Source organism: Brachybacterium equifaecis (assembly GCF_023509525.1).
Taxonomy (GTDB): Bacteria; Actinomycetota; Actinomycetes; order Actinomycetales; family Dermabacteraceae; genus Brachybacterium; species Brachybacterium equifaecis.
Window position 1 is genome coordinate 379,422 of sequence record NZ_JAKNCJ010000002.1, and the last position, 24,574, is coordinate 403,995.

Genomic DNA, 24,574 nt, shown 5'->3' on the forward strand with positions numbered 1-24,574 from the left:
CGCGCTGGGACGGGCCTGGGCCCGCTCCTGCCCTCAGGGCGTGCGTGTGAGACTGGAAGGATGCGCCGACGATCCCTGCTCACCGCCGCCCCCGCCGCTCTGCTGATCGCGGGGTGCTCCGCGCAGGACGGATCGGGAAGCGGCGCGGGCGGCGCGGGCGGCTCCGAGGACTCGGCGTCGGCCCCCGCCTCACCGGAGCCGGAGACCCCTGAGCAGTCGGCCCGCCGCCAGGCCGACGCCCTCGACCTGCGCGCCGCCGCCGGGCAGCTCGTGCTCGCCGGCGTCCCCGCGGGGACCTCTCCCGCCCCCGCCCTCGGCTCCGAGACCCGTGTGGGCGGCTACTTCCTGCTGGGCCGGTGGACCTCCGCCGGCGCCGTGCGGGACGTCGTCGCCGCGACGCGCGAGGCGGTCGGCACGGGCGTCGCGCCGCTGATGACCGTCGACCAGGAGGGCGGGCAGATCCGCGTGCTGCGGGGGGACGCCGCCCGGGACACCCCGAGCGCCGAGACCCTCGGGGCCGACGGCCCGGAGGCGGTGCGCAGCGCCTACCGTACGATCGGCGAGGATCTCGCCGCGCTCGGGCTCCATGCGGATCTGGCCCCGGTCGCCGATGTCGTCTCCGGTCAGCTCGGCTCTGCGAACGCGCCCGTCGGCCAGCTCGACCGCGGGTTCGGGACGGACCCGGACGCCGTCGGCCCCTGCGTGGTCGCGGCGGTCGAGGGCCTCGCGGCCAGCGGCATCGCCTCCGCCCTCAAGCACTTCCCCGGCCTCGGCCGCGTGGAGGCGAACACCGACTTCTCCGCGAGCGGCATCACCGACGCCGATACGCACGCCGAGGATCCCTTCCTGGACCCGTTCCGCGCCGGCATCGACGCGGGCGCGGAGATGGTGATGCTCTCGAGCGCCGTCTACCCCCGCATCGAGGAGGGGGTGCCCGCGATGTTCTCCCCTGCGCTCGTGACCGGGCTGCTGCGCGAGGACTGGGGGTTCGAGGGTCTCGTGATCACCGATGACATCGGCGCCGCCGCGGCCGTGGCCGACGTCCCCCTCGGCGAGCGCGCCACGCGGCTGCTGGAGGCGGGCGGGGACTGCGTCCTGACGGCCGACCCCGACCTCGCCGAAGGCCTCGTCAGCGCGATCGTCGAGTGGGCGGAGGCTGGCAACGAGGCGCGGGTGCGGGAATCCGCGGCCCGGATGCTGGCCCTGAAGATCCACCGCGGGGTGCTCGCGGCCTGACCGGATCTGCGCGCTGTGGGAGAATCCGGGTGCGCCCGCTTCCCGGGCGCCGGCATGTTCGCTGGCACGGTGCGCCGGCGTGATCCGCCGGCACGATGATCCGCTCCGGCGCCGTGCGCCGGGCAGCGTCCACCAGGGGGTTCCATGGCTTCGGATCCGAGCGATCCCCGCGGCGCGCTCCCGGACTTCTCCGCTCCCGGCGACCCGGCGGCCCTGCCCGATCTGCAGCATGCGCGCGCGAGCGAGAACCCCTTCGCGGCCGACGACGCCGCCCGTTCGCGCACCCGCACGACCATCATCGCCGTGATCGCCGGGGCCGTCGTGCTGTTGAGCATCGCCGCGCTCGTGCTGTGGCAGACGGTGCTGCGCGACCCCTCCCCCGAGGATCTGGTGGTCAGCGGTTCGGCCCCGACCTCGCGCGATGTCGGCGAGAGCGGCGGGGAGTACATCCCCGATCCGAACGATCCCGACATCGCTCCCCCGCCGCCGATCTTCACCGAGACCCCGACGACCTCCTGCTACGTGCCCGAGTACGAGACGGCAGGCAGCGACAGCGGCTCGGATGTGCGCGGCGGCCACCTCCAGTACACGCGGCCCGACCGCTGGAACAACCCGTGGTCCACCGGGGTGCTCCCCTTCATGACCGACGTCAACGGCTGGGGCCGAAACGTCGAGGGCTCCTGGTACTCCGTGGTGAACGTGGGGGCGCTCGACTGGCCCGACGACGTCGACGGCGGGTACCCGGGCATGGAGGAGGCGGCCGTGGCCGTCTTCCAGTGCTATGCGACGACCTCCGGCGTGCGCCAGGGCTTCGGCGAGCACCCCACCATCACGGACTACCGCAGCGAGGCGACGACGGTCGACGGCCATCCCGCGTGGATCGTGCAGGCCACCTACCACTTCACCGATCCCGACTACCTCTCCTCCTCGAGCGCCTCGATCGTCACCTCCATCGTGGTGGAGACCGACGACGGCCCGCAGGCCCTCGCCTCCGACTGCGCTGCCGACGTCCCCGCGCACGTGGAGGATCTCGAGGAGATCATCGCGAGCCTGAAGGTCGTCTGATGCGCCCCGCCGGGGAACGTCCCGCCTCTCCCCTCGTGCCGGGGATCGTCGGCGCGTGCTCCTTCGTGCTGGTCCTCGCGCTGATCGTGGGCGGGGGGCTGGCGCTGCGGCAGTGGTGGCCCGGGGCGGCTGATCCGGTCACGGGCGGGTCGAGCACGCCGAGCGGGGGCGCCGGCTCCAGCGGCAGCAGCGGTGGCGGGGAGGACGGCAGCGGGGAGGGCAGCGGAGCGGCGCTCGCCCCGATCGACCCGGCCCCCGAGTGCTGGTACGCCACGGACAACGCGCGCACCTCGAGCGATCCCGCCGGGGGCCTTCGCGCCGGGGGCCTCGAGGTCGACACCCCCGCCGTCTTCACCGACACCTACCAGATCGTCGCTCTGCCCTTCGCCGTGGACTCCACGACCGCCTACGCCGAGGTCGAGGCGAACTGGATCTCCAGCGTGACCCTCGCCAGGGTGCGGTGGGACGGGGCCACCGCTCCCGGCTACGGGGAGTACCCGGGAGCGCAGGCCGCCGCAGAGCGGATGCTCGCCTGCCTGCTGGCCGACGACACCATCTGGGAGGGCACGAGCGCGCGCACCGTGACCCGGTACGAGGGCGGGCCGGTCTCGGTGGACGGCATGAGCGGATTCCAGGTCGAGGCCGACCAGTCCTTCACCAGCGACATCGTCACCGCCACCAGCGCCTCGCACCTGCAGATCACCGTCGTGGACACCCCGGGCGGTCCCGCGGTGATGATGACCGACGCGGCCGACGGTCTGACGGACCACGAGGACGGTGTGCGCGCGGCCCGCGAGAGCCTGCGCCGCGCCGGCTGAGGTGCAGCCTGCACCCCGCGCGCACCCGTCCCGTCGGCCCGCGCGCAGCGCCGCGAGCGCGCCTCAGACGATCGAGGAGGCCAGGCGGCAGGTGTTGTCCACGATCTTGACGTACCAGGGGCGCGCTTCCCACTCCTCGAGCGTCAGCTCGCGGCTGCGGGAGCGGTAGACGTCCTCGATCTCGTGCATCCGCACCATGAAGTCGCTGCCGCCGACCATCAGCGAGCTCTCCATGTCCAGGATGAACGAGCGGATGTCCATGTTGGAGGAGCCGATCACCGTCACCGAGTCGTCCACGGTGATGTGCTTGGCGTGCAGGATCGCGGGCTCGCGGTACATCTGGATCCGCACGCCCGCCTGCAGCAGCGTCGTGTAGTACGAGCGCTGGGCGTGGGAGACGAGGAACTGGTCCCCCTTCTCGGAGACGAACAGCTCGATCTCGACCCCGCGCTTCGCGGCGGTGATGAGCGCGTACAGCATCGACTCGTCGGGCACGAAGTAGGGGCTGACGGCGACGATGCGCTTCGAGGCGCTGTAGAACAGCTGGTTGAACAGCAGCAGGTTGTTCTCCAGCACGAAGCCGGGGCCGCTCGGGGCGAGCTGGCACTCGTAGGGGCCGTCGGCCTCAGGATGGGGCTTGACGAGCTGGTCCTCGGTGATGAACTCGTCGGACTCGAAGAACCAGTCGATGCCGAACAGGAGGTTCATCTCGGAGACGATCGGGCCCTGCAGGCGCACCATCGTCTCCTGCCAGCGCACGCCCGCGCGGATCAGCTTCTTCTTGTTGTAGTGGGCGGCGATCAGGTTCTGGCTGCCCATCCAGCCGACCTCTCCGTCCACGACGACGAGCTTGCGGTGGTTGCGCAGGTCCGGGCGCTGGAATGCCCCGTCGCGGAACGGCTTGATCGGCATCATCGAGTAGTGCTCGACGTCGTGGGCGTCGAGGAAGCGGATCATCCGGCGGTAGGAGCCCCAGTACTTGAACGAGCCGAAGTGGTCATACAGGCAGCGCACCTTCACCCCGCGATCGGCGGCCTCGCCCACCGCGTCGAAGAAGTTCTGCGTCCAGTCGTCCAGGCCCGCCGCGTAGAAGAGGACGTGCACGGTCTCGCGGGCGCCGCGGACGTCTTCGGCCATGCGGTCGAGCGAGGTCTGGTAGTCGATCTCGAGATCGGCGGAGTTGCCGCCCGTCAGGGGGTAGGCGCCGAGCTCGCGGTTCAGCGCGACGGCCGACTGCAGCCAGCTGGGGCTGTCCTCGTCGAGGTCGCTGTCGGGGATGTCCATCGAGCGCGCGCGCATCAGGCGGTTGACCACGCGCTGCTTTTCCCGGCGCTTGCGGGGCAGCTGCGCCTGGCCGAGCATCAGGTACAGGGGGAAGCCGACGATCGGCAGCACCATGATCGCCAGCAGCCAGGCGAACGCGGACTGCGGCCGGCGGTTCCGCGGCACCACGATCACGGCCGCGATCCGCAGGACGACATCGAGCGCGAACAGCGCGTACGGCAGGACGATCAGCACGTGCTCGGCGAACCAGCCCCACGCCTCCTGGAGGTCCGTCCAGTCCATCGCCGATCCCTGCTCACTGCCCCGTCGGGCGCCATCCTCGCGCGACCGGGCGTCTGCGCTCCCGAGGGGCTGTGCGCGCAAGCGGCGTCCCGCCTGCAGGAGCACTCTCCCACATCCGGCCCGGATGCCCGTCGGAACGCCGGCGGCGGCGGACCCCCAGAGGGATCCGCCGCCGCGGTGGTGCGCTGCTCCGGGGCCGGGCCCCGGCGGGCGTCAGTTGTTGCGCAGGATCGAGATGATCCGCAGGATCTCCATGTACATCCACACCAGGGTGGCGGCGACGCCGAAGGCCACGCGCCAGGCGTAGGTGCGCGGGGCACCGCCGTTGACGGCGCGCTGGACGTCCTCGAAGTCCATGACCAGCGAGTACGCGGCCATCACCACGGCCAGGCCGCCGATGATCAGGCCGAGCCACGGGTTGTCGTAGCGCAGGTTCGCGCCGGTGAAGAACATGATGCCGATGTTCACGACGGAGAAGATCAGGTACGCCACCATCGAGACCATGAAGATCTTCGTCAGTCGGGCGGAGGTGCGCAGCACGCCCATGCGGAACATGACCAGCACGGTGCCGGCGACGGCGAAGGTCGCGAGGACCGCCTGCAGCGCGATACCGGGGTAGATCTGCTCGAACAGGCCGGAGATGCCGCCGAGCAGCATGCCCTCGAACACCGCGTACACGAGGGTGAGGATCGCCGACGGCGCCTTCTTGAAGCTCAGCACGAGGCCCGAGATGAGACCGCCGATCGCGCCGATGATCATCGCGACGGTCGCGGCCATCACGCCCATCGAGAAGCCCTGGTCGCCCGCCACCATGCCGAGGACCGACGGCAGCAGGCCGACGCCCGCGCCGACGACGATGATGATGCCGAGCGTCGCGGTGATCGCGTTCAGAGCGTCGCGCATCGTCATCCGGCCCGTGTCGTGGCCGCTCGCCGCGGGGCGCGCGTACATCGCGTCGAGGCTCTCGGCCGACGGGGCGGCCTGGCCGTACTGGGACTGGCCGTACTGCGCGGGTGCGGCCTGGCCGTACTGGCCCTGGCCGTAGGTGCCGGGGGCCTGCTGGGTCTGGGTCTGGCCGTACTGGCTGCCGAAGTCCGAGGTGAACTGCGAGCCGGGGGCCGACGCCGGCCGGCCGTACTCGTAGCTCTGGCCCTGACGGACAGCCTGGTCGTTGCCGAAGATCGGGTTGTGCCGTGCCATGAGGGCTCCTTCGAACGTGCGGGTGAGTCGGGGGAAGTCCGTTTCATGCTATCGGGCGCTCCTGGAGCGCACCAGGGAGCGCGCCCCCGTTCCGCTCCCAGCGCACTGGCGGGCTGCGGGGCGGCTCACGCTGCGTGGGTCACAGCGCACGATCTTCACAGTGCGCTCACGATCCGTCCGCCCGCTCAAGCTGCGAAGGGCCGAGGCTGGAGCCGTGGCCCCCACTCCGCTCTCGACCCCTGCCGCCTTCGCGCACCCCGCCGCCCCCGCGACCCCCGGCGCTCCCGCGCAGGCTGCCGAACTCGCGACCCCAGCCGCCCCCTTGCACCCGGTCGCCTCCGCGCACGCTGCCGACACTGCGCGTCCGGTCGACTCTGCACACGCCGTGGCCTCCACCCCCGCGCCCGCGCCCGCCCCGCTGCCCGCAGCCTCGGCTGCCCCGCTCGCTGCGATCCCCACGGGCCGCGCCCCGGCCCGTCACCGCGCGCGCCGCGCCGTCACTGCGACCACGGCGCTCCGCGCGATGGACACCCAGGCTCTCGAACTGCGCAGGGTCCACGCCTCGGGCTCCTCCCCCGCGGCTCCGCTGTCGGGCTCTGCAGGGACCTCGGGCTCGGCGTCTCGGGGCGGCACCGCTGTGCCGCCCGGCGCCGCCGCATTGCCGGGAGCCGCTGCACCGCCGGCGGCCACGAGCCCGGGTCCCGCAGGTCCGTCGGTGCGCGCACTGCGCATGCGCGACCTCCTCAGCGGCGGATCCGCCGCGACCGGCGCGTGGGTGCTGGCCGCGCATCTCGGGGTGCTGGGCACCGCGACCGGCACGTTCGTCGTCTCGGTGGTCTCGGCCGTGGGAGTGGCCATCGCCGCCGACTCCGTGACCGGGCTGCGGCGGGTGCTCAGCCGGGGCGTGCGCCGGGCCCAGGTGCGCCGTCGCCATCACTCGCGCGGCGCCGCCTCCCCGCAGGGCTGACCACACCGCCCCCGGCGCCACCACCGGGCCACGACCACGACCACGACCACGACCACGACCACCGTGACTGATCCGGGCGTACCTGCCCGTCGGGTCGGCGCGATCTCGCAGATCGAGGTGTACGTGGGCGTCGGAATAGGGTGACCCCGCCGATCGAGGTGTACCTGAACGTCGGAATGGCGCGGTCTATCCGACGGCTACGTACACCTCGATCGCGAGGGGGCCCATCAGAACCCTCCGCGCCGCGCGCCTCGCGGGTCGGCGTGCGTACCCCGTCTCGCAGGTCGGCGCGCGCCCGCGCCTCGCGCCTCGCGGCTCGCAGTTCGGCGTGCGCGTGCACGTCGGAGTGCGGGCGACCCCTCAGACCGCCTCGACCACGTCGCGGAAGCGGCGCAGGCGGGGGTCCTCGCTGGTGAAGAACTCCTCGGGCGTGCCGTCCTGCACGATCCGCCCGTCCTCGAGGAACACGACCCTGTCGGCCACGCGCCGCGCGAACGACAGCGAGTGCGTGACGACCACGAGCGTGCGGTTCTCCGCTGCCAGATCCGCGAGCACCGCCACCACCTCGGCGGCCAGCTCGGGGTCGAGGGCCGACGTCGGCTCGTCGAACAGGAGCACGTCGGGCTCCATGGCGAGGGCCCGGGCGATCGCGACGCGCTGCTGCTGACCGCCCGAGAGGTTCCCCGGGTAGGCGTCGGCCTTGTCCGCGAGGCCCACCTTCGCGAGCAGCTCCCGGGCGGACGCCTCCGCCTGAGCGCGCGGGATGCGGCGCTGCTCGACCGGGGCGAGGGTGACGTTGCCGAGCGCGGTGAGGTGCGGGAACAGGTTGAACTGCTGGAACACCATCGTCGAGTGCTCCCGCACCCGGCGCACGGTGCGATCGCTCATCCGCCCGCCCACGGGGATCGGCCCGTCGCCGAAGTCGAGCTCTCCGGCGTCGGGCCGCTCGAGCAGGTTGATGCAGCGCAGCAGGGTCGACTTGCCGGAGCCCGAGGGGCCCAGCAGCACGGTGGTGCGCCCGCGCGGGATGTCGAGGTCGACGCCGTCGAGCGCCGTCAGGGAGCCGAACGTCTTGCGGATCCCCCGCAGGGTCAGGGGGGCGGGCACCGCGGCTCGGTCGGGCTGCAACGCGGCTCCGGTGGCGCGAGGCGCGTCGGCCGACGCGCTGCGAGCGACATCGGCACGGACCGCCGCAGTGCCGTCGGTCGGAACGCGATCAGCTGGTGCGGACATGGCGGGACACCTTCTTCTCGAGGACCGACTGCAGGAGGCTGAGCACGGAGACGATCGCCAGGTAGATCAGGGCGACCAGCGAATACATCGACATGTACTCGAAGTTCGAGGCCGCGATCTGGCGGCCCACCTGGAACAGATCGGTGATCGTGATCGCGAAGACCAGGCTCGTGCCCTTGACCAGGTCGATGAAGTCGTTCATGAGCGGCGGCAGCGCGATCCGGAAGGCCTGCGGGGCGATGACCCGGCGGAACGTCGCTGTGCGCGAGAGGTTCAGGGTCTGCGCCGCCTCGAACTGCCCGCGCGGGACCGACAGGATCGCCGCGCGCACCGCCTCGGAGGCGTACGCACCGGTGTTCAGCGCGAGCGTCACCACGGCCGCCGTGAACGCGGGCAACACGATCCCGATGTTCGGCAGGCCGAAGAACACGATGAACAGCTGCACCACCATCGGGGTGCCGCGGAAGATCCACACGTACAGCCACGCGATCGCCTTGAAGGGCGCCGGCAGGTACAGCCGGGCGAGCGCCGTCGCCACGGCCAGCACGATCGCGATCGCGAACGCCGTGAGCGACAGCGGCACCGTCACCTCGATCGCCGCCTTCAGCAGGCGCGGGAGGGTGTCGGCCCAGAGCTGGAGCGTCTCGCCCATGCGCGGGTCAGCTCTGCGGGGTGAGGTCCTGGCCCACCCACGTCTGGTAGATCTCGGCGAGGGAGCCGTCGGACTTCATGCCCGCGAGGATCTCGTCGACCTTCGACTGCAGGGCCTCCTGCCCCTTCGCCATCAGCACGCCGACGACGCCGTTGTCCGGCAGCTCCTCATCCAGCAGGCGGAAGGGGGCGTCGGGCTTCTCCTCGAGGTAGGTCTGGAAGGAGACGAGGTCGTTCGCGTGGGCGTCCACGCGGTTTTGGACCACGAGCTCGATGGCCTCCGCGAAGCCCTGCACGGCGACGATCTCGGCGCCGAGCTCGGTCATCTTCGCGGCCCAGTTCGAGGTGGCCGACTGCGCGGCGCGCTTCCCGGCGAGGTCGGCGATGGACTGGATGGTGCTGCTCTCGTGCACCGCGACGCGGCCGATGGAGCGCGCGTACGGCGCGGAGAACAGGTAGCGCTCCTCGCGCTCCGGCGTGATGCCGACGTTGTTGATGACCAGGTCGTACTTGTCGACATCCAGGCCGACGATCAGCGAGTCCCACTCGGTCTCGATGTACTCGGGGGTCGCGCCGAGGCCCTGGGCGATCGCGTCGGCGATCTCCTTCTCGAAGCCGACGAGCGCATCGGAGTCGTCGTGGAAGGCGTAGGGCTTGTACGTGCCCTCGATGCCGATGCGCACGGTGCCGCTGCTCTGGATGCGGGCGAGGGCGTCCTCGGTCGCGCCGCCGCCGTCGCTGACGACGGAGCCGTCCTCGGTGCGGGTCGCGGACTCGCCGCACGCGGCGAGGAGGGCGGCGAGGCCGGTCGCGGAGCCGGCGGCGAGGGCGGTGCGGCGGGTGGGGCGCAGGGAGGCGGGGCGGGCGGTGCGGGTCATGGTGTGCTCCTGATTCGGGGTGGCGGGGAGGGGTGGAGGGGGTGCAGAGAGCCGGCGGGGTGCCGACGGGCCAGGGGGCCGGGCTCAGCGGTCCAGCTCGGCAGGCCGGGCTCAGCGGGCGGCGGCGAAGGCCTGGTCGAGGTCGGCGATGAGATCGTCGACGTGCTCGATGCCGACGGAGAGGCGCAGCAGCTCGTCGCTGATGCCCGCGTCGGCCCGCGCCTGCGGGCTCATGGCCTCGTGGGTCATGGTCGCGGGGTGGCAGATGAGGGACTCGACGCCCCCGAGGCTCACCGCGTACACCGGCAGGCGCAGGGCCCGCAGGAACGCGACGCGATCGACGCCGTCCGCGAGCTCGAAGGAGATGATCGCGCCGGGGCCGGCGGCCTGCGACTCCTGGATGCGTGCCTCGTCGGCGCTCAGAGAGCCGGGCAGGAGCACCCGGCCGACGGCGTCGTGCTCCGCAAGATGGGCGGCGATGGCCTGGGCCGACGACTGCTGGCGCGCGATGCGCAGCGGCAGCGTCTTGATGTCCTGGATGAGGCGGTAGGAGTCGAACGGGGAGAGCACCCCGCCGAGCGCCTTCTGCGCGAGGGTCATGGACGCGGCGATCTCATCGCTGTTCGTGGTCACGGCGCCGGCGAGAAGGTCCGAATGCCCGGCGAGGTACTTCGTGGCCGACTGGACCGCGATGTCGGCGCCGAGCTCGAGCGGGCGCTGCAGCACAGGCGTCATGAAGGTGTTGTCCACGACGACGAGCGCTCCGGCCGCGTGCGCGAGCGCGGCGATGCGGCGCAGGTCGGTCACGCGCAGGGTCGGGTTCGCGGGGGTCTCGACGAAGACCATGCGGGTCGCGGGGGTGAAGTCGTCGGCCGTGAGGTCGGCGAGGTCGGGGACGAAGCGGCCGGTCAGCCCGCGCGCCTCGAACAGCTGGTCGACGAAGCGGTAGGTCCCGCCGTAGACGCTGGCCGGGAGGATCACCTCGTCGCCGGTGCGCAGCAGCGAGAAGACCGCGGCGGTGGCGGCCATCCCGGTCGCGAAGGCGAAGCCGTGGGCCGCGCCGTCGAGCGCGGCGAGGACCGTCTCGAGCTGGGCGCGGGTGGGGTTGCCGCCGCGCTGGTAGGCGAAGTCGCCCTCGCCGGTGGCGGGATCGAGCTCGAAGGTCGACGCCAGGTGGATCGGCGGCACCACGGCGCCGTGCTCGTGGTCGCGCAGCGCCTGGACGGCGGTGGTCTCGATGCGCACGGATGCAGCTCCTCAGGTCGGGTTCCGCGCGACCGGTGGGGCGCGCAGCACGTGACTACCCTAAGGGCTACTTTGGGGTTCCATAACTCTGCGTGAACAGATGTGGCAGGAGGAACAGGGCGGGCCTGGCGCGCGGGCGGGTCTCGCGTTCCGGGCGCGTCACCGATCGCGGCGTACGCGAGCGTCGGATTCCCGGCCCTGCCTCGATCGAGGTGTACGTGGACGTCGGAATGCGACCCCGCCCCCGATCGAGGTGTACGTGGGCGTCGGAATGCAGCCGCAGGCCGGATCGAGGTGTACGTAGTCGTCGGAATACGGGCCTCATAACGACGCCCAGGTACACCTCGGCGCGGAGGGTGCACTCGGCAGCCCCACCCCCGATCGAGGTGTACGTGAACGTCGGAATGCAGCCCCGCCCCGGATCGAGGTGTACGTAATCGTCGGAATGCGCGCCTCATAACGACGCCCAGGTACACCTCGGGGCGGAGGGCCGACGGGAGGGGCCGGAGTGTGCGACGGAGCAGGCCGAAGGGTGTGAGGGGGAATGCCGGAGCGCCGACGGGCACGCCGGAGGGCACTCCCGCGCGGTGCGGATCGCGCGGCCGCGAGGTGGAGCTGCGAGAGGGAGCTGCGAGGTGGGGGGATGGGGCGTCAGCCCGCCGTGCCGGCGTCAGCCCGTCAGCCCGTCAGCCCGCCGCGCCAGCGCCAGCTCGCCGCGCCCGCGCCTCGGCCCGGGCCCGGAGGGTCAGGAGCACGATGATCGTCATCGCGAAGCCGGTCGAGGCGAGGATCAGTCCCAGCGCGGCCGGGGCGCGCAGGCCGAAGCCTGCGGCGATGACCGCACCGCCGGCGAAGGCACCGATCGCATTGGCGATGTTGAAGGCGGCGTGGTGCATGGAGGCGCCGAGCACCTCGGAGCTGCCGGAGATCCTCATCAGCCAGCCCTGCATCGGCGGGTTCAGGGAGGCGTGGAAGAAGTTCATGATCCCGAAGGCGAGGAGCAGGCCCATCGGGGTCGCCATCGTCAGGTTCAGCACGAGGATCGCGACGATGTACAGCGCATAGCCGACGACGATCGTGCCGAACAGGGAGCGGTCCGCGGAGATGCCGCCGACGATGTTGCCGATCGTCATGCCCAGGCCCGCCGCCGCCAGCACCCACGGCACGAAACTCGCGCTCGCCCCGGCGACGCCCTCGGTGATGTCGGCGATGTAGCTGAAGATCGTGAAGGAACCGGCGAATCCGACCGACACGATCGACACCAGCGCCCACAGCTGCACGCGGCGCAGCACCCGCAGCTCGTCGGCCACGCTCCTGCCGACCGGGGCGGGGCGCTTCGGCAGGCTCAGCATCAGCAGGGCCATGGTGAGCGCGAAGATCGCGGCGATGCACAGGTACACCACGCGCCATCCCTGGGCCTGCCCGAGCGCGGTGAACAGCGGCACCCCGAGGAGGTTCGCGATAGTGAGGCCCGACAGGGCCAGCGCCACGCCCTTGCCGGCGCTGCCCGGCCCCATGAGGGAGGCGGCGATCAGGGAGGCGACGCCGAAGTACGCGCCGTGCGGCACTCCGGCGAGGAAGCGCGCGAGGACCGTCAGCCCGAAGGTGGGCATGAGGGCGGAGACGGCGGTTGCGACCGCGAGGATCAGGGCGAGCAGCACGATCAGGCGGGTGCGGCTCATCTTCACGCCCAGCAGCGCGAGGGTCGGGGCGCCGACGACGACGCCGAGCGCGTACGCGCTGATCGCCTGGCCGGCACGGGCGATGCCGCGCTCCGGATCCACGGCCATCAGGTCCGGCAGGAGTCCGTGCGCGATGCCGGGCAGCAGGCCCATCGAGACGAACTCGGAGGCGCCGATGCCGAAACCGCCGAGCGCGAGCGCGAACAGCGCGAGTCGGCGCCGTCCGGGAGTGAGCAGGGCGCCGGTCGTGGTGGGCGGCTCGTCGGCCGCGGCGGGGATCGCGGTCGAGGCGGGGCGGGCGGGTGCAGAGGAGAAGGGGGAGGGTTCCGTCACCGCTCCACGGTAGTGCCGGGCCTGCGGGTATCCGCCGCGCCTGTGACCGCTTCCTCTCAGGCGGGCGGCCGCCTCGCGCTCAGCTGCGCGGGCCGAACACGGCCGAGCCGACGCGCACGATGCTCGCGCCCTCGGCGACCGCGATCTCGAGGTCGGCGCTCATGCCCATCGACAGCTCCCGCACCTCCGGCCGGCCGAGCCCGTCGCGCAGCACGCGCAGCTGCGACAGGGAGGCGCGCACGGCCGGCTCGTCGGTCGTGTTCGCGCCGATGGTCATCAGGCCCGTCACTCGCAGGTGCGGGCGCGCGTCGAGATGCGCGAGCGCCGCGCCGACGGCTTCGGGGGTCGGCGCGTACCCGCCCTTGCTCTCCTCGCCCGAGGTGTTGACCTGGATCAGCACGTCCCGCTCGACGCCGGCGAGCGCGGCGCGGTGCTCGAGGGCGTCGGCGATCTCGTCGCGGTCCACGCTGTGCACGAGGGAGGCGAAGTCGATGACGTCGCGGGCCTTGTTGCGCTGCAGGCGGCCGATGAAGTGGCGGGCGACGCGGAGCTCGGCCTCGAGCGCCGCGAGCTGCGGATCCTCGTGCGTCGCGATCTCCTGCGCGCGGTTCTCCCCCACCGCGACGGTGACGCCGCGAGCATGGAAGGCGCGCAGGGCCGCGGCGACCTCGGCGGGAGTCCGAGTCTTCGTGGCGAGCAGAACCAGCACGTCCGACGGATCGCGGTCGGCCGCGCGCGCGGCAGTGTCGATGCGCGCGAGAAGGGCGTCGACGCGAGCGTCGAGGGCGGGATCGGCGGGGGGAGAGTCGGCGGCCATAGGGCCATTCTTCCAGCTCCGCGCCGCCGCCCTGCCTGCACGCCCGGGGTCCCGTCTCAGCCGCAGCCGCAACCGCAGCGGCAGCCGCAGCCGCGCATCCGGGCACCCCCACTGGGACTCGAACCCAGACTTGGCCGATTTTAAGTCGGATGCCTCTGCCGATTGGGCTATGGGGGCCCGTGCTCGGGCACCTCGGGAGCGCTGCTCCGCGCCGTCCCGCGCACTGCGGCCCACCCTATGCTGGGGTCGCCATGCCCGCCTCCCCTCGCTCCCTCGCGGACGCCCTGCGCCTCTTCGACGATGCGCGCCGCGCCGCCCTGCTGCGCGCCCGGCCCGATCTGCTCTCCCCGCCGCCCGCGAGCATCGCGGCTCTCGCGGCGCGGGCCGCCTCGCCGCTGTCCGTGCGGCGGGCGCTGCGGGAGCTGAGCACTCCGCAGCTGGCCGTGCTCGATGCGCTGAACGTCCTCCCCGACCCTGCGCCGCGCGGGGACGTCGCCGATCTTCTCGGCGCACCGGAAGCCGACCTGGCGCCGACGATCGCCGACCTCGCCACGCGCGCCCTGCTGTGGGAGGAGGGCGCGGCGCTGCGCCTGGTGCGCGCCGTGCGGGAGGCGCGCCCCTGGCCGGGCGGCCTCGCGCCCGTCGGCCCCGAGGATCCGAGCGCCGTGCAGGCGCGGGCGCTCGTCGCCGACGCGCCTGCCTCGCTCGCGCCGGTGCTGGAGTCCCTGCGCTTCGCCCCGGGGCGCGTCAGAGCGGGGGCCGACGAGACGGCCGATGCGACGGGCCACGGGAACAGCAGCGGACGCAGTGGCCAGCCCGACGGCGGGCCCACCCGCGGGCGTAGCGCCGCCGAAGCCCTGGAGGCCGTCGGTCTCGCCGTCCTCGATCAGCCCACGAGCGAGGGCGGGGCATCGTGGCGGATCCCCCGCAGCATCCACCTGGCCCTGCGGGGCGGGCGACTCCTCCCGCACCTGGAGCTCTCCCCGCCTCCCGTCACCGGCCAGGCCGCGCCCGAGCGCTTCGCCGGGGCCCGCACGGCCGGCGCCGTGGAGGCCGCGCTCGACGCGGTGCGCCTGCTGCGCTCGATCCTGCAGTGGCGGGACGACGCCCCGGGGCTGCTGCGCCGCGGCGGGCTGCCGCAGCGCGACCTGCGCCGCCTCGCGAAGGACGCCGGCGTCGAGGCTCCGGTGCTCGCCCTCGTGCTGCAGAGCGCCTGGCTCGCCTCTCTCCTGAGCCACGACGGGGAGGTCTGGGGCCCGAGCACCGAGTGGCTCGCCCTGGCGGACGCACCGGATGAGGCGCTGTGGGCGGAGATCGCCTGGACCTGGGCCGCCGCCGACCACCTCGCCGCGCTCGCCGGGACCGCTGACGCCGCAGGTCAGCCGCGCGCCGCGCTGTCGGAGGCGACCGCCCGGCCCGGTGCGGCCGCCCGGCGGCTCCAGCTCCTGCGCCTGCTCGCCTCTGCGGGCAGGGGCGAGGCGGTCCGCGTCAGCGCGGAGGAGCTCGCGCATGCCCTCGCCTGGTGGCAGCCGCTCGTGCCCCCCGCGCTCCTCCAGCAGGAGGCCGCCGCGGTGCTGGAGGAGGGCAGCACCCTCGGCCTGATCGCCGACGGGGTGCTCACCGAGCTCGGCCGCGCGGCGCTCGCTGTGCTGGATTCCCCAGAGGCCGAGAGCACCCCGCAGGCCGCGGAGTCCCAGCTCGCCGCCGCTCTCGCGCGTCTCGCCCCGCCGCCGGTGGAGGAGGTGCTGCTCGGCGCGGACCTCACGATCGTCATCCCCGGCCGCCCCTCGTCACGACTGCTGGCCCTGCTCGACTGGACGGAGATCGTCTCGCGCGGCAGCGGGCTCACCCTGCGCCTCACCTCCGCCTCCGTGCGCCGCGCGCTCAGTGAGGGACTCGACGCGGACGCCCTGCTGGACCTGCTGCGCTCCGCCTCCCGCACCCCGCTCCCCCAGGCGCTCGAGTACCTCGTGGCCGACGAGCAGCGCCGCTCCGGGCAGGTGCGCGTGGGTGCGGCGGCCGCCTGGGTCACCGGGGAGGCCGACGCTCTCGCCCGCCTGCTCGCGCACCCCGAGGCCGGCGCCGCAGGTCTGCAGCAGATCGCCCCGACCGTGGTCATCGCGAACCGGGATCCGCGCGCGCTGCTGCGCCTCGCCCTGCGCACGGGGCTCACCCCGCATGCCGTCGACGGCAGCGGATTCCGCGCGCAGGCGAGCGCGCCCGGTCCGGGGGATCGCACGGGCGGGCTGCTCACGGGGTCGCTCCCGACCGACCGTCTGCTCCCCCCGCTCGATCGCGACGCGCCCGCCCGAGCCGTCGGCCCTCGCGACATCGCGCCCGCCCCCGGTGATCTCGCCGCGCGCGTGGTCGCGGCCCTGCGCTCGGCCGACGAGGGCGGCGCGGCGCTCAGTCCCAGCGAGCGCCTGCATCTCGCGGCCGACGCCGGTGCCGCCGTGCGCGTGGGCATCGTGGACGGCAGAGGCGGGATGGAGGTGCGGGAGCTGGTGATCCTCGGCGTCGCAGAGGGCCGCGTGCGCGCCCGCGATCCGCGCACCGGCGAGGAGCTCTCCGTGCTGGCGCACCGGATCGCGCTGGATCCCGTGCCGTAGGCGTGTCTCGTCGGCGCGACGCCCGCTCGATCCGACGGAAGTCCATCCCATCCGGGACGATCGGAGGGTGCCGTGCGGCACAGACCTGGGTAGTGTTCTGCCATGTGCGGGCACCTCACCGGGTCCCGCTGCACACCCGTGATCCGGTGCCGCTCGGCACCGCCTATTCGAGGAGCTCATCCCATGACCTACCCCGCACCCCAGACCCCCGTGCCCGGCGCCGGCAACGAGACCATCAAGAAGAACGCCCTGATCGCGATGATCGTCGGCTTCCTCTGCGGTGGCGTCATCCCGGGCATCTTCGGTCTGCTCGGCTACCTCAAGGCCGACCAGGAGCCCGAGACGGCCCGCAAGTTCACCAAGTGGGCCTGGATCGCCCTCATCATCATGTGGGTGCTGACGATCATCTTCGTGATCATCTACTTCGTCTTCATCGTCGCGATGGTGAACTCGACGTCGACGTACTGACGCGCACCTGCGCACGGCGCAGATGAGAGAAGGCCCGGAGCATCCGCTCCGGGCCTTCTCTCATGCCACCCCGCGTCGGCCCCGGCTCTCAGGCCCGGGCCGACGCGCGAAGGTCACTTGTCCTGGTTGGTCTCCAGGGACTCCTTCTGCGTCTTCTCGCCGGCGGCCGGATCGACCGCGCCGTGGGTGACGCCGTGGGTGTCGTCCTGGCGGGTCTCGCGGCGATCCTCGGACCACTCGACGTGGAACGTGCCCTCGCCGTCCACGCGCTGGTAGGTGTGCGCGCCGAAGAAGTCGCGCTGCGCCTGGATGAGGTTCGCCGGGAGGCGCTCGGCGCGGATGCCGTCGTAGTACGCCAGGCTCGAGGCGAACACGGGGGCCGGGTAGCCGTTGGTCGCGGCGTAGGCCACCACGCGGCGCCACGCCGGCACGCACTTGGCGATCTCCTCGGTGAAGTACGGATCCGCGAGCAGCAGCTTCAGGCTCGCGTCGCGCTCGTAGGCCTCGGTGATGCGGTTGAGGAACTTCGCGCGGATGATGCAGCCGCCGCGCCAGATCTTCGCCATGTCGCCCAGGGTGATGTCCCAGCCGTAGGTCTCGGCGCCCTTGGCGATCTCCTCGAAGCCCTGCGAGTAGGCGACGAGCTTGGAGGCGTAGAGGGCCTTCTGGAGGTCATCGATGAAGGAAGCCTTGTCGCCCACCTCGGTCGGCTCGACCTCGGCCTTGAGGGTGCGCTGCGCGGCCTCGCGCTCCTCGACGTCTCCCGAGACGGAGCGTGCGAAGGTGGCCTCGGCGATGCCGGTGACGGGGACGCCGAGATCCAGGGCCGTCTGCACGGTCCAGGCGCCGGTGCCCTTCTGGGCGGCGCGGTCCACGACGATGTCGACGAACGGCTTGCCGGTGCGCTCGTCCTTGTGCGCGAGGACGGTCGCGGTGACCTCAATGAGGAAGGACTCCAGGTCGCCCTTGTTCCACTCGGCGAAGACCTCGCCGATCTCGCCAGCGCCCATGCCGAGCGCGCGGCCCATGAGGTCGTAGGCCTCGGAGATGACCTGCATGTCGGCGTACTCGATGCCGTTGTGGACCATCTTCACGAAGTGGCCCGCGCCGTCGGCGCCGACGTGGGTGCAGCAGGGGACGCCGTCGACGTGCGCGGAGATCTTCTCGAACATCGGGCCGAGGCGGTCGTAGGACTCCTTGGTGCCGCCGGGCATGATCGAGGGGCCGTTGAGCGCGCCCTCCTCGCCGCCCGAGACGCCGGTGCCCACGAAGTGCAGGCCCTTCTCGCGCAGCGCCGCCTCCCGGCGGCGAGTGTCGGTGAACAGCGCGTTGCCCGCGTCGACGATGATGTCGCCCTGCTCCATGTACTGCGAGAGCTCGTCGATCACGGCGTCGGTGGGCTTGCCGGCCTTGACCATGATGATCGCGACGCGGGGCTTCTGCAGGGACTTCACGAAGTCCTCGGTGGACTCCGAGGGGAAGAACTGGCCCTCGCCGCCATAGCTGTCGATGACCTTCTCGGTCTTGGAGACCGAGCGGTTGTGGATGGCGACCTTGAACCCGTTGCGCGCGAGGTTGCGCGCGAGGTTGGACCCCATCACTGCCATGCCGGTGACGCCGATATCGGCGACGTCGGCTGCAGAAGGTGCGAAGCTGGCCATGTGTGTGCTCCTTGCGTCGAGGGATGGACGCCGGCTGAGCCGTGCGTCACGGTAGCCACATCGTAGCGAGGGCCGCAGGGCGCCAGCCGGGAGTGCCAGGGGTTGCAGCGGGGTCGGCAGCGGCAGCTGAACGGGCCCCTCGTCACGAACCGACTCCTCTGCGGCGTGAGCGGGGTCACCCGGGAGTACATTCCTCCTATGACGACCGCACCCGCACCCGCCGCCGAGGGCACGGCGCCGCTCCAGCAGCGCCGCCCGGCCACCCTTGGCGCAGATCTCTCCGCCGCATTCCGCTTCACCGGCGGCGCGCTCGCCGCAGGCTGGCGCTCCCTGCTTCTCCCGGGGCTGGTCTATCTGGCGATCCTCGTCGCTCTCTGGAGCGCGGCCCAGTTGCTCCGGCCGACGGCTGAGGAGCTGGAGGAGCAGCAGCGACAGCTCGAGATCGGTTCCCAGGTCGCGTTCTTCGGACCTCCCGGCTCGGTGCCCCTCCTGGTCCTCGGCGTCGTCACCACAGTGAGCGTCCTCGTGATCAGCCTGCTGTGGACCTCCGCCTGCTACCGGCTGGGCCGGGATCTGATCGACGGCCCGGCAGGGCCGGGATCCCGCTACTTCAGCGGCGGCTGGGCCACAGTTCTGACGATCATCTTCTATGGGCTCGCCTGCGCCCTCGGCGCGCTGCTGCTCATCATCCCGGGACTCATCGCGACGTTCGGCCTCGGCCTTGCGGTCGCGGCCGCGGCCGCTGGCTCCGCGCACCCGTTCGAGGACAGCTGGAAGCTCGCCGGGCGCCGACTCGGCACCGTGATCGTCGCGATCCTGATGACGTCTGCTCTCGAGACTCTCGCCAACACGCACCGCACGGACCTCCCCGCAGGTCTGCTCTCCGTTCTCGTCACGCCGCTCATCGCCCTCTTCCTCACCGGCATCTTCGAGCGCGTCAGCGGCCGTGAGCTCCCGAACCTCTCGGCCCGGACGGCGCGCAGCGCCGCGTAGCCTGCACGGATGACCGACGGCCCCCTCATCGTCCAGTCCGACAAGTCCCTCCTGCTCGAAGTCGACCATCCCGGTGCTGCGGCCGCCCGCGCCGCGATCGCCCCGTTCGCCGAGCTCGAGCGCGCGCCGGAGCACGTGCACACCTACCGGATCACGGACCTCGGGCTGTGGAACGCACGGGCCGCGGGATACGACGCCGAGACCGTGGTCGCGGCGCTCGTGGACCACTCCCGCTACCCGGTGCCCCACGCGCTGCTGGTGGACGTCGCCGACACGATGGACCGCTACGGCCGCCTCCAGCTGCGCGCGGATCCGGTCCACGGGCTCGTCCTGCACGGGCTGGATCGCGCGGTGCTGACGGAGGTCTCCCGCTCGAAGCGGGTCGTAGGGGTGCTGGGCGCTCGCATCGATGAAGACTCGATCGCTGTGCACCCCTCCGAGCGCGGGGCGCTGAAGCAGGCGCTGCTGCGGATCGGCTGGCCCGCCGAGGATCTCGCCGGCTACGTGGACGGCGAGGCGCACCCGATCGACCTCGAGGAGCAGGGATGGTCGCTGCGGCCCTACCAGCGCGAGGCCGTGGACGCGTTCACCCAGGGCGGCAGCGGGGTCGTGGTCCTCCCCTGCGGGGCGGGCAAGACGATGGTCGGCGCGGGCGCGATGGCCGCGACCCGTCGGACCACCCTCATCCTCGTCACGAGCACCGTCTCGGCGCGGCAGTGGCGCGACGAGCTGCTCGCCCGCACCTCCCTCACCGAGAGCGAGATCGGCGAGTACTCCGGGGCGGTGAAGGAGATCCGCCCGGTCACGATCGCCACCTACCAGGTGCTCACGATGAAGCGGAAGGGCGTGCACCCCCACCTCGAGCTGATGAGCGCGCGCGACTGGGGCCTGATCCTGTACGACGAGGTGCACCTGCTGCCCGCGCCCGTCTTCCGGATGACCGCCGATCTGCAGGCCCGTCGGCGCCTCGGGCTGACGGCGACCCTCGTGCGGGAGGACGGCCGCGAGGGCGAGGTCTTCTCGCTCATCGGGCCGAAGCGCTACGACGCCCCGTGGAAGGACATCGAGGCGCAGGGCTACATCGCCCCTGCCATCTGCACCGAGATCCGCGTCAGCCTGCCGAGCGCCGACCGGATGCTGTATGCGACCGCCGAGGCCGACGACCGCCAGCGCCTCGCCGCCACGCACCCCGCGAAGCTGGGCGTCGTGGAGCAGCTCGCCGCCCAGCACGCGGGCGAGCCGCTCCTGGTGATCGGCCAGTACCTCGACCAGCTCGAAGAGGCCGCCGGGCGCCTCGGCTGCGACCTCATCACCGGCCAGACGTCCACGAAGAAGCGCCAGGAGCTGTTCGACGCCTTCCGCCGCGGGGAGATCTCCCGGCTCGTCGTCTCGAAGGTCGCGAACTTCTCGATCGACCTGCCGGAGGCGTCGGTCGCGATCCAGATCAGCGGCGCGTTCGGCTCGCGCCAGGAGGAGGCCCAGCGCCTCGGCCGTCTGCTGCGTCCCAAGGCCGACGGCCGCGCCGCGCACTTCTACACGGTCGTCACCCGGGACACGCAGGATCAGGACTTCGCCGCGCACCGCCAGCGCTTCCTGGCCGAGCAGGGCTACGCCTATCGGATCCTCGATGCCGAGGAGCTCGCACCCCGGTGAGGGCCAGGGGCGGTCGGTAGGATCGCGCCGCACCCCCTCTCTCACCCAGGAGCTCCTCATGACCACTCCCCACGATCCCGCCCCCTTCGATCGCGCATCCGGCCCGAGCGATCTGCCCCGCGAGCAGGTCCCCGCCCCCGCGCGCGAGGACCTGCGCTCCGAGCGCGCTGCCGCGCCGCTCGAGGACCGCGCCCCTGCCCCTGCGCCGGAGCGGACCGCTCCTCGCACGCGCATCGAGGTCGAGGACGTCCCCGCCGCGGGCGGGCGCACGGGCGGGATCTGGGTCTCGCTCATCCTCGGCGCGATCGTGCTGATCCTGCTGCTGATCTTCATCATCCAGAACGGCGGCCGCACCGCGTTCACCTATCTCAGCTGGGACTTCGCCCTGCCGCTCGGCGTGGCGATGCTGCTGGCGGCGATCGCCGGCGCGCTCGTGATGGGCCTGGTGGGCTCCGTGCGGATCTTCCAGCAGGGACGCACCATCAAGAAGCTGCGCCGCCAGCTGGAGACCATCCAGCACGCCCTGGATCGCTGACCGGCAGGAGGCCGACGCCTCCCGCTCGCACAGCGGACGTCCAGGAAAATCCCAAGGGATTGGCGCACCGTAGGGGCATGAGCATCGAGCAAGAACAGTCGTACGAGGCCCGCCTGCTGGTCGTGGACGATGAGCCGAACATCCGCGATCTGCTGGCGACCTCCCTGCGCTTCGCCGGGTTCGAGGTGTTCACCGCCGCCACCGGCAACGAGGCGATCCGCGAGGCCACGGAGAACCAGCCCGACCTGGTGGTCCTGGACGTCATGCTCCCCGACATGGACGGCTTCACCGTCACGCGCCGCCTGCGCGACCGCGGCGAGCAGTACCCGATCCTCTTCCTCACGGCGAAGGACGACACCAAGGACAAGGTGCAGGGGCTGACTGTCGGCGGCGACGACTACGTCACCAAGCCGTTCAGCCTCGAAGAGGTCGTCGCGCGCATCCGGGCCGTCCTGCGCCGCACGCACGGCGGCTCCGAGGACGCCGTGGACAGCTCGCTCGTGGTCGGAGACCTCCGCCTGGACGAGGACTCCCACGAGGTCTACCGCGGCTCGATCGCGATCGACCTCTCCCCCACCGAGTTCAAGCTGCTGCGCTACCTGATGCTGAACGCCGGGCGCGTCGTCTCCAAGACGCAGATCCTCGATCACGTGTGGGACTACGACTGGTCCGGCGAGGTGGGCATCGTGGAGTCCTACATCTCCTACCTGCGCCGCAAGATCGACGTGGTCGGCGAGCCGATGATCCACACCAAGCGCGGCATCGGCTACGTCCTGCGCGCGGTCGAGAGCCACTGACGCGCAGGTGACCTTCTCGTCCCTGCGCAGCGAGCGGCCGGTGTCCCTGTGGACCCGGATCGTCACGCTCATCTCCCTGGTGCTGGTGCTCGGCACGCTCGTGACCGGCGCGCTGTCACTCACGCTGCTGCACCGCACCCTGATGTCCTCGCTCGACGAGGAGCTGCGCGTGGGCATGCGTGAGATGCTCACGAGCGCCGGCCCCGATGGCGACGCCGGGACGGCGCCCGACCACCCCACCCCCGTCGACTTCATCGTCGAGTTCCACGATGACGACGGCAGGGCCCTGTACCGGCAGGTGAGCTACCACGCCGATACCGGCAACGGGGTCGACATCGTCTTCCCCGACTGGACGCTCGAGGAGGTGCGCGCCCAGGGCGGCGAGCCCGTCACGCTGCTCGATGCCGAGGGCACCCGCTGGCGGATGCTGGCCACCGAGTCGACCTCCGACGCGGGCGGCAGCGTGCTGGTGGCGCTGCCCCTGAACGACCTGGACCGCACGATGCGCCAGATGGCTCTGGTGATCGTGCTGGTGGGCACCTTCGTGGTGCTCGTCGGCATGGGCGCCGGCGGCTACATGACGCACCGGGCGCTCGAGCCCCTCCGGGACGTGGAGAGCACTGCGACGAAGATCGTCGCCGGGGACCTCTCCATGCGCGTGCCGCTGACGGACACCAGCCAGGAGGTCCATGCCCTCGCGGTCTCGCTCAACGAGATGCTCGTGAGCCTCGAGCAGTCCTTCGTGAAGGTGGCCGACTCCGAGGCGAAGGCGACGCAGTCCGAGGCGCGGATGCGCCGATTCGTCGGCGACGCCTCCCACGAGCTGCGCACTCCCCTCGCGGCGATCCGCGGTTTCGGCGAGCTGTACCGCATGGGCGCGCTGCGCACCGACGACGACGTCTCCTCCGCGATGCGCCGCATCGAGGACGAGGCGCGGCGCATGGGCTCCCTGGTGGAGAACCTGCTGCGCCTGGCACGGCTGGACGAGGCGCCCGATATCGACCTCGCTCCGGTGGACATCACGGACGCCCTGTTCGACATCGCCCAGGATCTCCGGGCGCTCGATCCGGGCCGTCGCGTCATGGTGGTCTCGCTGGCCGGCACCCCGCTGACGGTCCAGCCGCACGTCCCGATCGGCGTGCTGGGCGACGAGTCGGGACTGCGCCAGGTGATCCTGAACCTCGTGGGCAACGCGAACCGGCACACGCCCAAGGGCTCCCCCGTGGAGATCGCCGTCGGCCGCACGAACCCCGAGACCGTCATCATCGAAGTGCGCGATCACGGCGGGGGCATCTCGGCCGATGATCGCGAGAAGGTCTTCGAGCGCTTCTACCGGACCGACGAGTCCCGCCAGCGCAGCTCCGCCCAGGGCGGCGGCGCCGGTCTCGGCCTCTCGATCGCGTACTCGATCGTGCAGCAGCACAAGGGCGACATCCGCGTGATCGACACCCCCGGCGGCGGCGCGACCTTCCAGGTCGAGCTGCAGGCGGCGGATCTGACTCCCGAGCAGGCCGTCGCCCCCGATCAGACCCGCGAGCTGGGCGGCTCCGGAGCCTGAGCCGGTCGCACTGTCCGTCAGCTGCTCCGGATGGACGCCAGGTAGAAGTCCAGGCTCTCCGTGATGCGCTCGGGAGTGAAGCGCTCCGGCTGAGCGATCGCTCCGAGGGCGAGGCCGTCGGTGAACGCCCTGAGCGCCCTCGCGGCCGCGGTCCCCTCGTGCGGCATTGCCAGCACCCGTACCGTCGCTTCGCAGAGCCGATCCAATCCGGAGTTGATCTCGGACAGGATGCGACGCGCCTCGTCGGAGCGAGCGGTGAGACTCACGGCCAACCAGACGTGGGTCTCGGTGAGGCGGTCGGCGTCGACCGGCAGCGCGTGGATCCACGCCTCTCGGAGCAGGACCCTCGGGTCGTCGGGCCAGGTGACGGCCGCACGTCGCCGCTTCTGCCGCTCCCGCACGACCACGAGTGCATGGGCGAGCATCTGGTCACCGCTCGGGAAGTAGTGGCGCAGAGTCGAGGGCGGGCAGCCGGCCGCGGCAGCGACAGCCCTGACGGTGACGGCATGAACGCCTTCAGCCTCGATGAGTCGGGCCACTGCCCATCCGATCTCATCGCGCCGTGAGGCATGGTCGACGATCTTCGGCATGCCCCAAGATTATCACCGT

21 protein-coding genes and 1 tRNA gene are annotated in these 24,574 nt (G+C 72.1%); 11 read left to right on the forward strand and 11 right to left on the reverse strand.

The annotated features are described in order from the left end of the window. Positions 1–60: 60 nt before the first annotated feature. The 3 genes from Bequi_RS06240 to Bequi_RS06250 all read left to right on the forward strand — a co-directional run bounded on the left by Bequi_RS06240 (position 61) and on the right by Bequi_RS06250 (position 3,119). A complete protein-coding gene (locus Bequi_RS06240) occupies positions 61–1,236 on the forward strand; it encodes a glycoside hydrolase family 3 N-terminal domain-containing protein (protein ID WP_249737090.1) in 1,176 nt (391 codons plus the stop codon). 144 nt (positions 1,237–1,380) lie between these two features. Next, on the forward strand, positions 1,381–2,301 hold the full coding sequence (locus Bequi_RS06245) for a hypothetical protein (protein WP_249737091.1): 921 nt from the start codon (positions 1,381–1,383) through the stop codon (positions 2,299–2,301). Continuing rightward, positions 2,301–3,119: a hypothetical protein gene (locus tag Bequi_RS06250; RefSeq protein ID WP_249737092.1), complete on the forward strand. Its 819-nt coding sequence runs from the start codon at positions 2,301–2,303 to the stop codon at positions 3,117–3,119. Before Bequi_RS06245 ends, Bequi_RS06250 begins: the two co-directional genes overlap by 1 nt. A gap of 63 nt (positions 3,120–3,182) precedes the next feature. Here the strand turns inward: Bequi_RS06250 and cls are convergent, their stop codons facing one another. Further along, positions 3,183–4,685: a cardiolipin synthase gene (cls, locus tag Bequi_RS06255; RefSeq protein ID WP_249737093.1), complete on the reverse strand. Its 1,503-nt coding sequence runs from the start codon at positions 4,683–4,685 to the stop codon at positions 3,183–3,185. A gap of 213 nt (positions 4,686–4,898) precedes the next feature. Then, the gene (locus tag Bequi_RS06260) at positions 4,899–5,885 is read right to left on the reverse strand and encodes a Bax inhibitor-1/YccA family protein (protein WP_249737094.1); all 987 of its coding nucleotides are present in this window, start codon (positions 5,883–5,885) and stop codon (positions 4,899–4,901) included. Between the two features lie 214 nt (positions 5,886–6,099). Here Bequi_RS06260 and Bequi_RS06265 point away from each other — a divergent pair, with 214 nt between their 5' ends. After that, complete coding sequence (locus Bequi_RS06265) at positions 6,100–6,852, forward strand: hypothetical protein (RefSeq protein ID WP_249737095.1); 753 nt, start codon at positions 6,100–6,102, stop codon at positions 6,850–6,852. A 360-nt stretch (positions 6,853–7,212) separates the two neighbouring features. Here the strand turns inward: Bequi_RS06265 and Bequi_RS06270 are convergent, their stop codons facing one another. The 7 genes from Bequi_RS06270 to Bequi_RS06300 form a co-directional block, all read right to left on the reverse strand. After that, the gene (locus Bequi_RS06270) at positions 7,213–8,085 is read right to left on the reverse strand and encodes an amino acid ABC transporter ATP-binding protein (RefSeq protein ID WP_249737096.1); all 873 of its coding nucleotides are present in this window, start codon (positions 8,083–8,085) and stop codon (positions 7,213–7,215) included. After that, a complete protein-coding gene (locus Bequi_RS06275) occupies positions 8,069–8,737 on the reverse strand; it encodes an amino acid ABC transporter permease (protein WP_249737097.1) in 669 nt (222 codons plus the stop codon). The genes Bequi_RS06270 and Bequi_RS06275 overlap by 17 nt, the downstream gene beginning before the upstream one ends. A 7-nt stretch (positions 8,738–8,744) precedes the next feature. Continuing rightward, complete coding sequence (locus tag Bequi_RS06280) at positions 8,745–9,614, reverse strand: transporter substrate-binding domain-containing protein (protein WP_249737098.1); 870 nt, start codon at positions 9,612–9,614, stop codon at positions 8,745–8,747. A 111-nt stretch (positions 9,615–9,725) separates the two neighbouring features. Next, positions 9,726–10,859, reverse strand: coding sequence for a trans-sulfuration enzyme family protein (locus Bequi_RS06285; RefSeq protein WP_249737099.1), 1,134 nt, complete (start codon positions 10,857–10,859; stop codon positions 9,726–9,728). Positions 10,860–11,545: 686 nt separating this feature from the next. Next, the gene (locus Bequi_RS06290) at positions 11,546–12,874 is read right to left on the reverse strand and encodes an MFS transporter (protein WP_249737100.1); all 1,329 of its coding nucleotides are present in this window, start codon (positions 12,872–12,874) and stop codon (positions 11,546–11,548) included. Positions 12,875–12,953: 79 nt separating this feature from the next. After that, entirely contained in the window at positions 12,954–13,691 is a 738-nt protein-coding gene (locus Bequi_RS06295) for a YggS family pyridoxal phosphate-dependent enzyme (protein WP_249737101.1), read from the reverse strand. A gap of 103 nt (positions 13,692–13,794) precedes the next feature. Further along, positions 13,795–13,868, reverse strand: a tRNA-Leu gene (locus Bequi_RS06300). Between the two features lie 74 nt (positions 13,869–13,942). On the opposite strand from Bequi_RS06300, the gene Bequi_RS14205 reads away from it, so the two are divergent. Next, on the forward strand, positions 13,943–16,300 hold the full coding sequence (locus Bequi_RS14205) for a helicase-associated domain-containing protein (protein WP_283774719.1): 2,358 nt from the start codon (positions 13,943–13,945) through the stop codon (positions 16,298–16,300). A gap of 183 nt (positions 16,301–16,483) precedes the next feature. Continuing rightward, on the forward strand, positions 16,484–16,768 hold the full coding sequence (locus Bequi_RS06310; RefSeq protein ID WP_249737102.1) for a hypothetical protein: 285 nt from the start codon (positions 16,484–16,486) through the stop codon (positions 16,766–16,768). A gap of 113 nt (positions 16,769–16,881) precedes the next feature. Here Bequi_RS06310 and gndA read toward each other — a convergent pair whose 3' ends face one another. After that, positions 16,882–18,429, reverse strand: a complete 1,548-nt coding sequence (gndA, locus tag Bequi_RS06315) for an NADP-dependent phosphogluconate dehydrogenase (protein ID WP_249737103.1) — start codon at positions 18,427–18,429, stop codon at positions 16,882–16,884. A 198-nt stretch (positions 18,430–18,627) separates the two neighbouring features. Between gndA and Bequi_RS06320 the strand changes: the two genes are divergently transcribed. The 5 genes from Bequi_RS06320 (at position 18,628) to Bequi_RS06340 (ending at position 23,965) form a co-directional block, all read left to right on the forward strand. Then, positions 18,628–19,422, forward strand: coding sequence for a hypothetical protein (locus Bequi_RS06320; RefSeq protein WP_249737104.1), 795 nt, complete (start codon positions 18,628–18,630; stop codon positions 19,420–19,422). Positions 19,423–19,431: 9 nt separating this feature from the next. Further along, positions 19,432–21,075, forward strand: a complete 1,644-nt coding sequence (locus tag Bequi_RS06325) for a DNA repair helicase XPB (RefSeq protein ID WP_249737105.1) — start codon at positions 19,432–19,434, stop codon at positions 21,073–21,075. A 58-nt stretch (positions 21,076–21,133) separates the two neighbouring features. After that, the gene (locus Bequi_RS06330; protein ID WP_249737106.1) at positions 21,134–21,610 is read left to right on the forward strand and encodes a LapA family protein; all 477 of its coding nucleotides are present in this window, start codon (positions 21,134–21,136) and stop codon (positions 21,608–21,610) included. 77 nt (positions 21,611–21,687) lie between these two features. Continuing rightward, positions 21,688–22,407, forward strand: coding sequence for a response regulator transcription factor (locus Bequi_RS06335; RefSeq protein ID WP_249737107.1), 720 nt, complete (start codon positions 21,688–21,690; stop codon positions 22,405–22,407). A 7-nt stretch (positions 22,408–22,414) separates the two neighbouring features. Continuing rightward, positions 22,415–23,965, forward strand: a complete 1,551-nt coding sequence (locus Bequi_RS06340; RefSeq protein ID WP_249737108.1) for a sensor histidine kinase — start codon at positions 22,415–22,417, stop codon at positions 23,963–23,965. A 17-nt stretch (positions 23,966–23,982) separates the two neighbouring features. On the opposite strand, the gene Bequi_RS06345 is transcribed toward Bequi_RS06340, so the two are convergent. After that, entirely contained in the window at positions 23,983–24,555 is a 573-nt protein-coding gene (locus Bequi_RS06345; protein WP_249737109.1) for a TetR family transcriptional regulator C-terminal domain-containing protein, read from the reverse strand. Positions 24,556–24,574 lie beyond the last annotated feature (19 nt).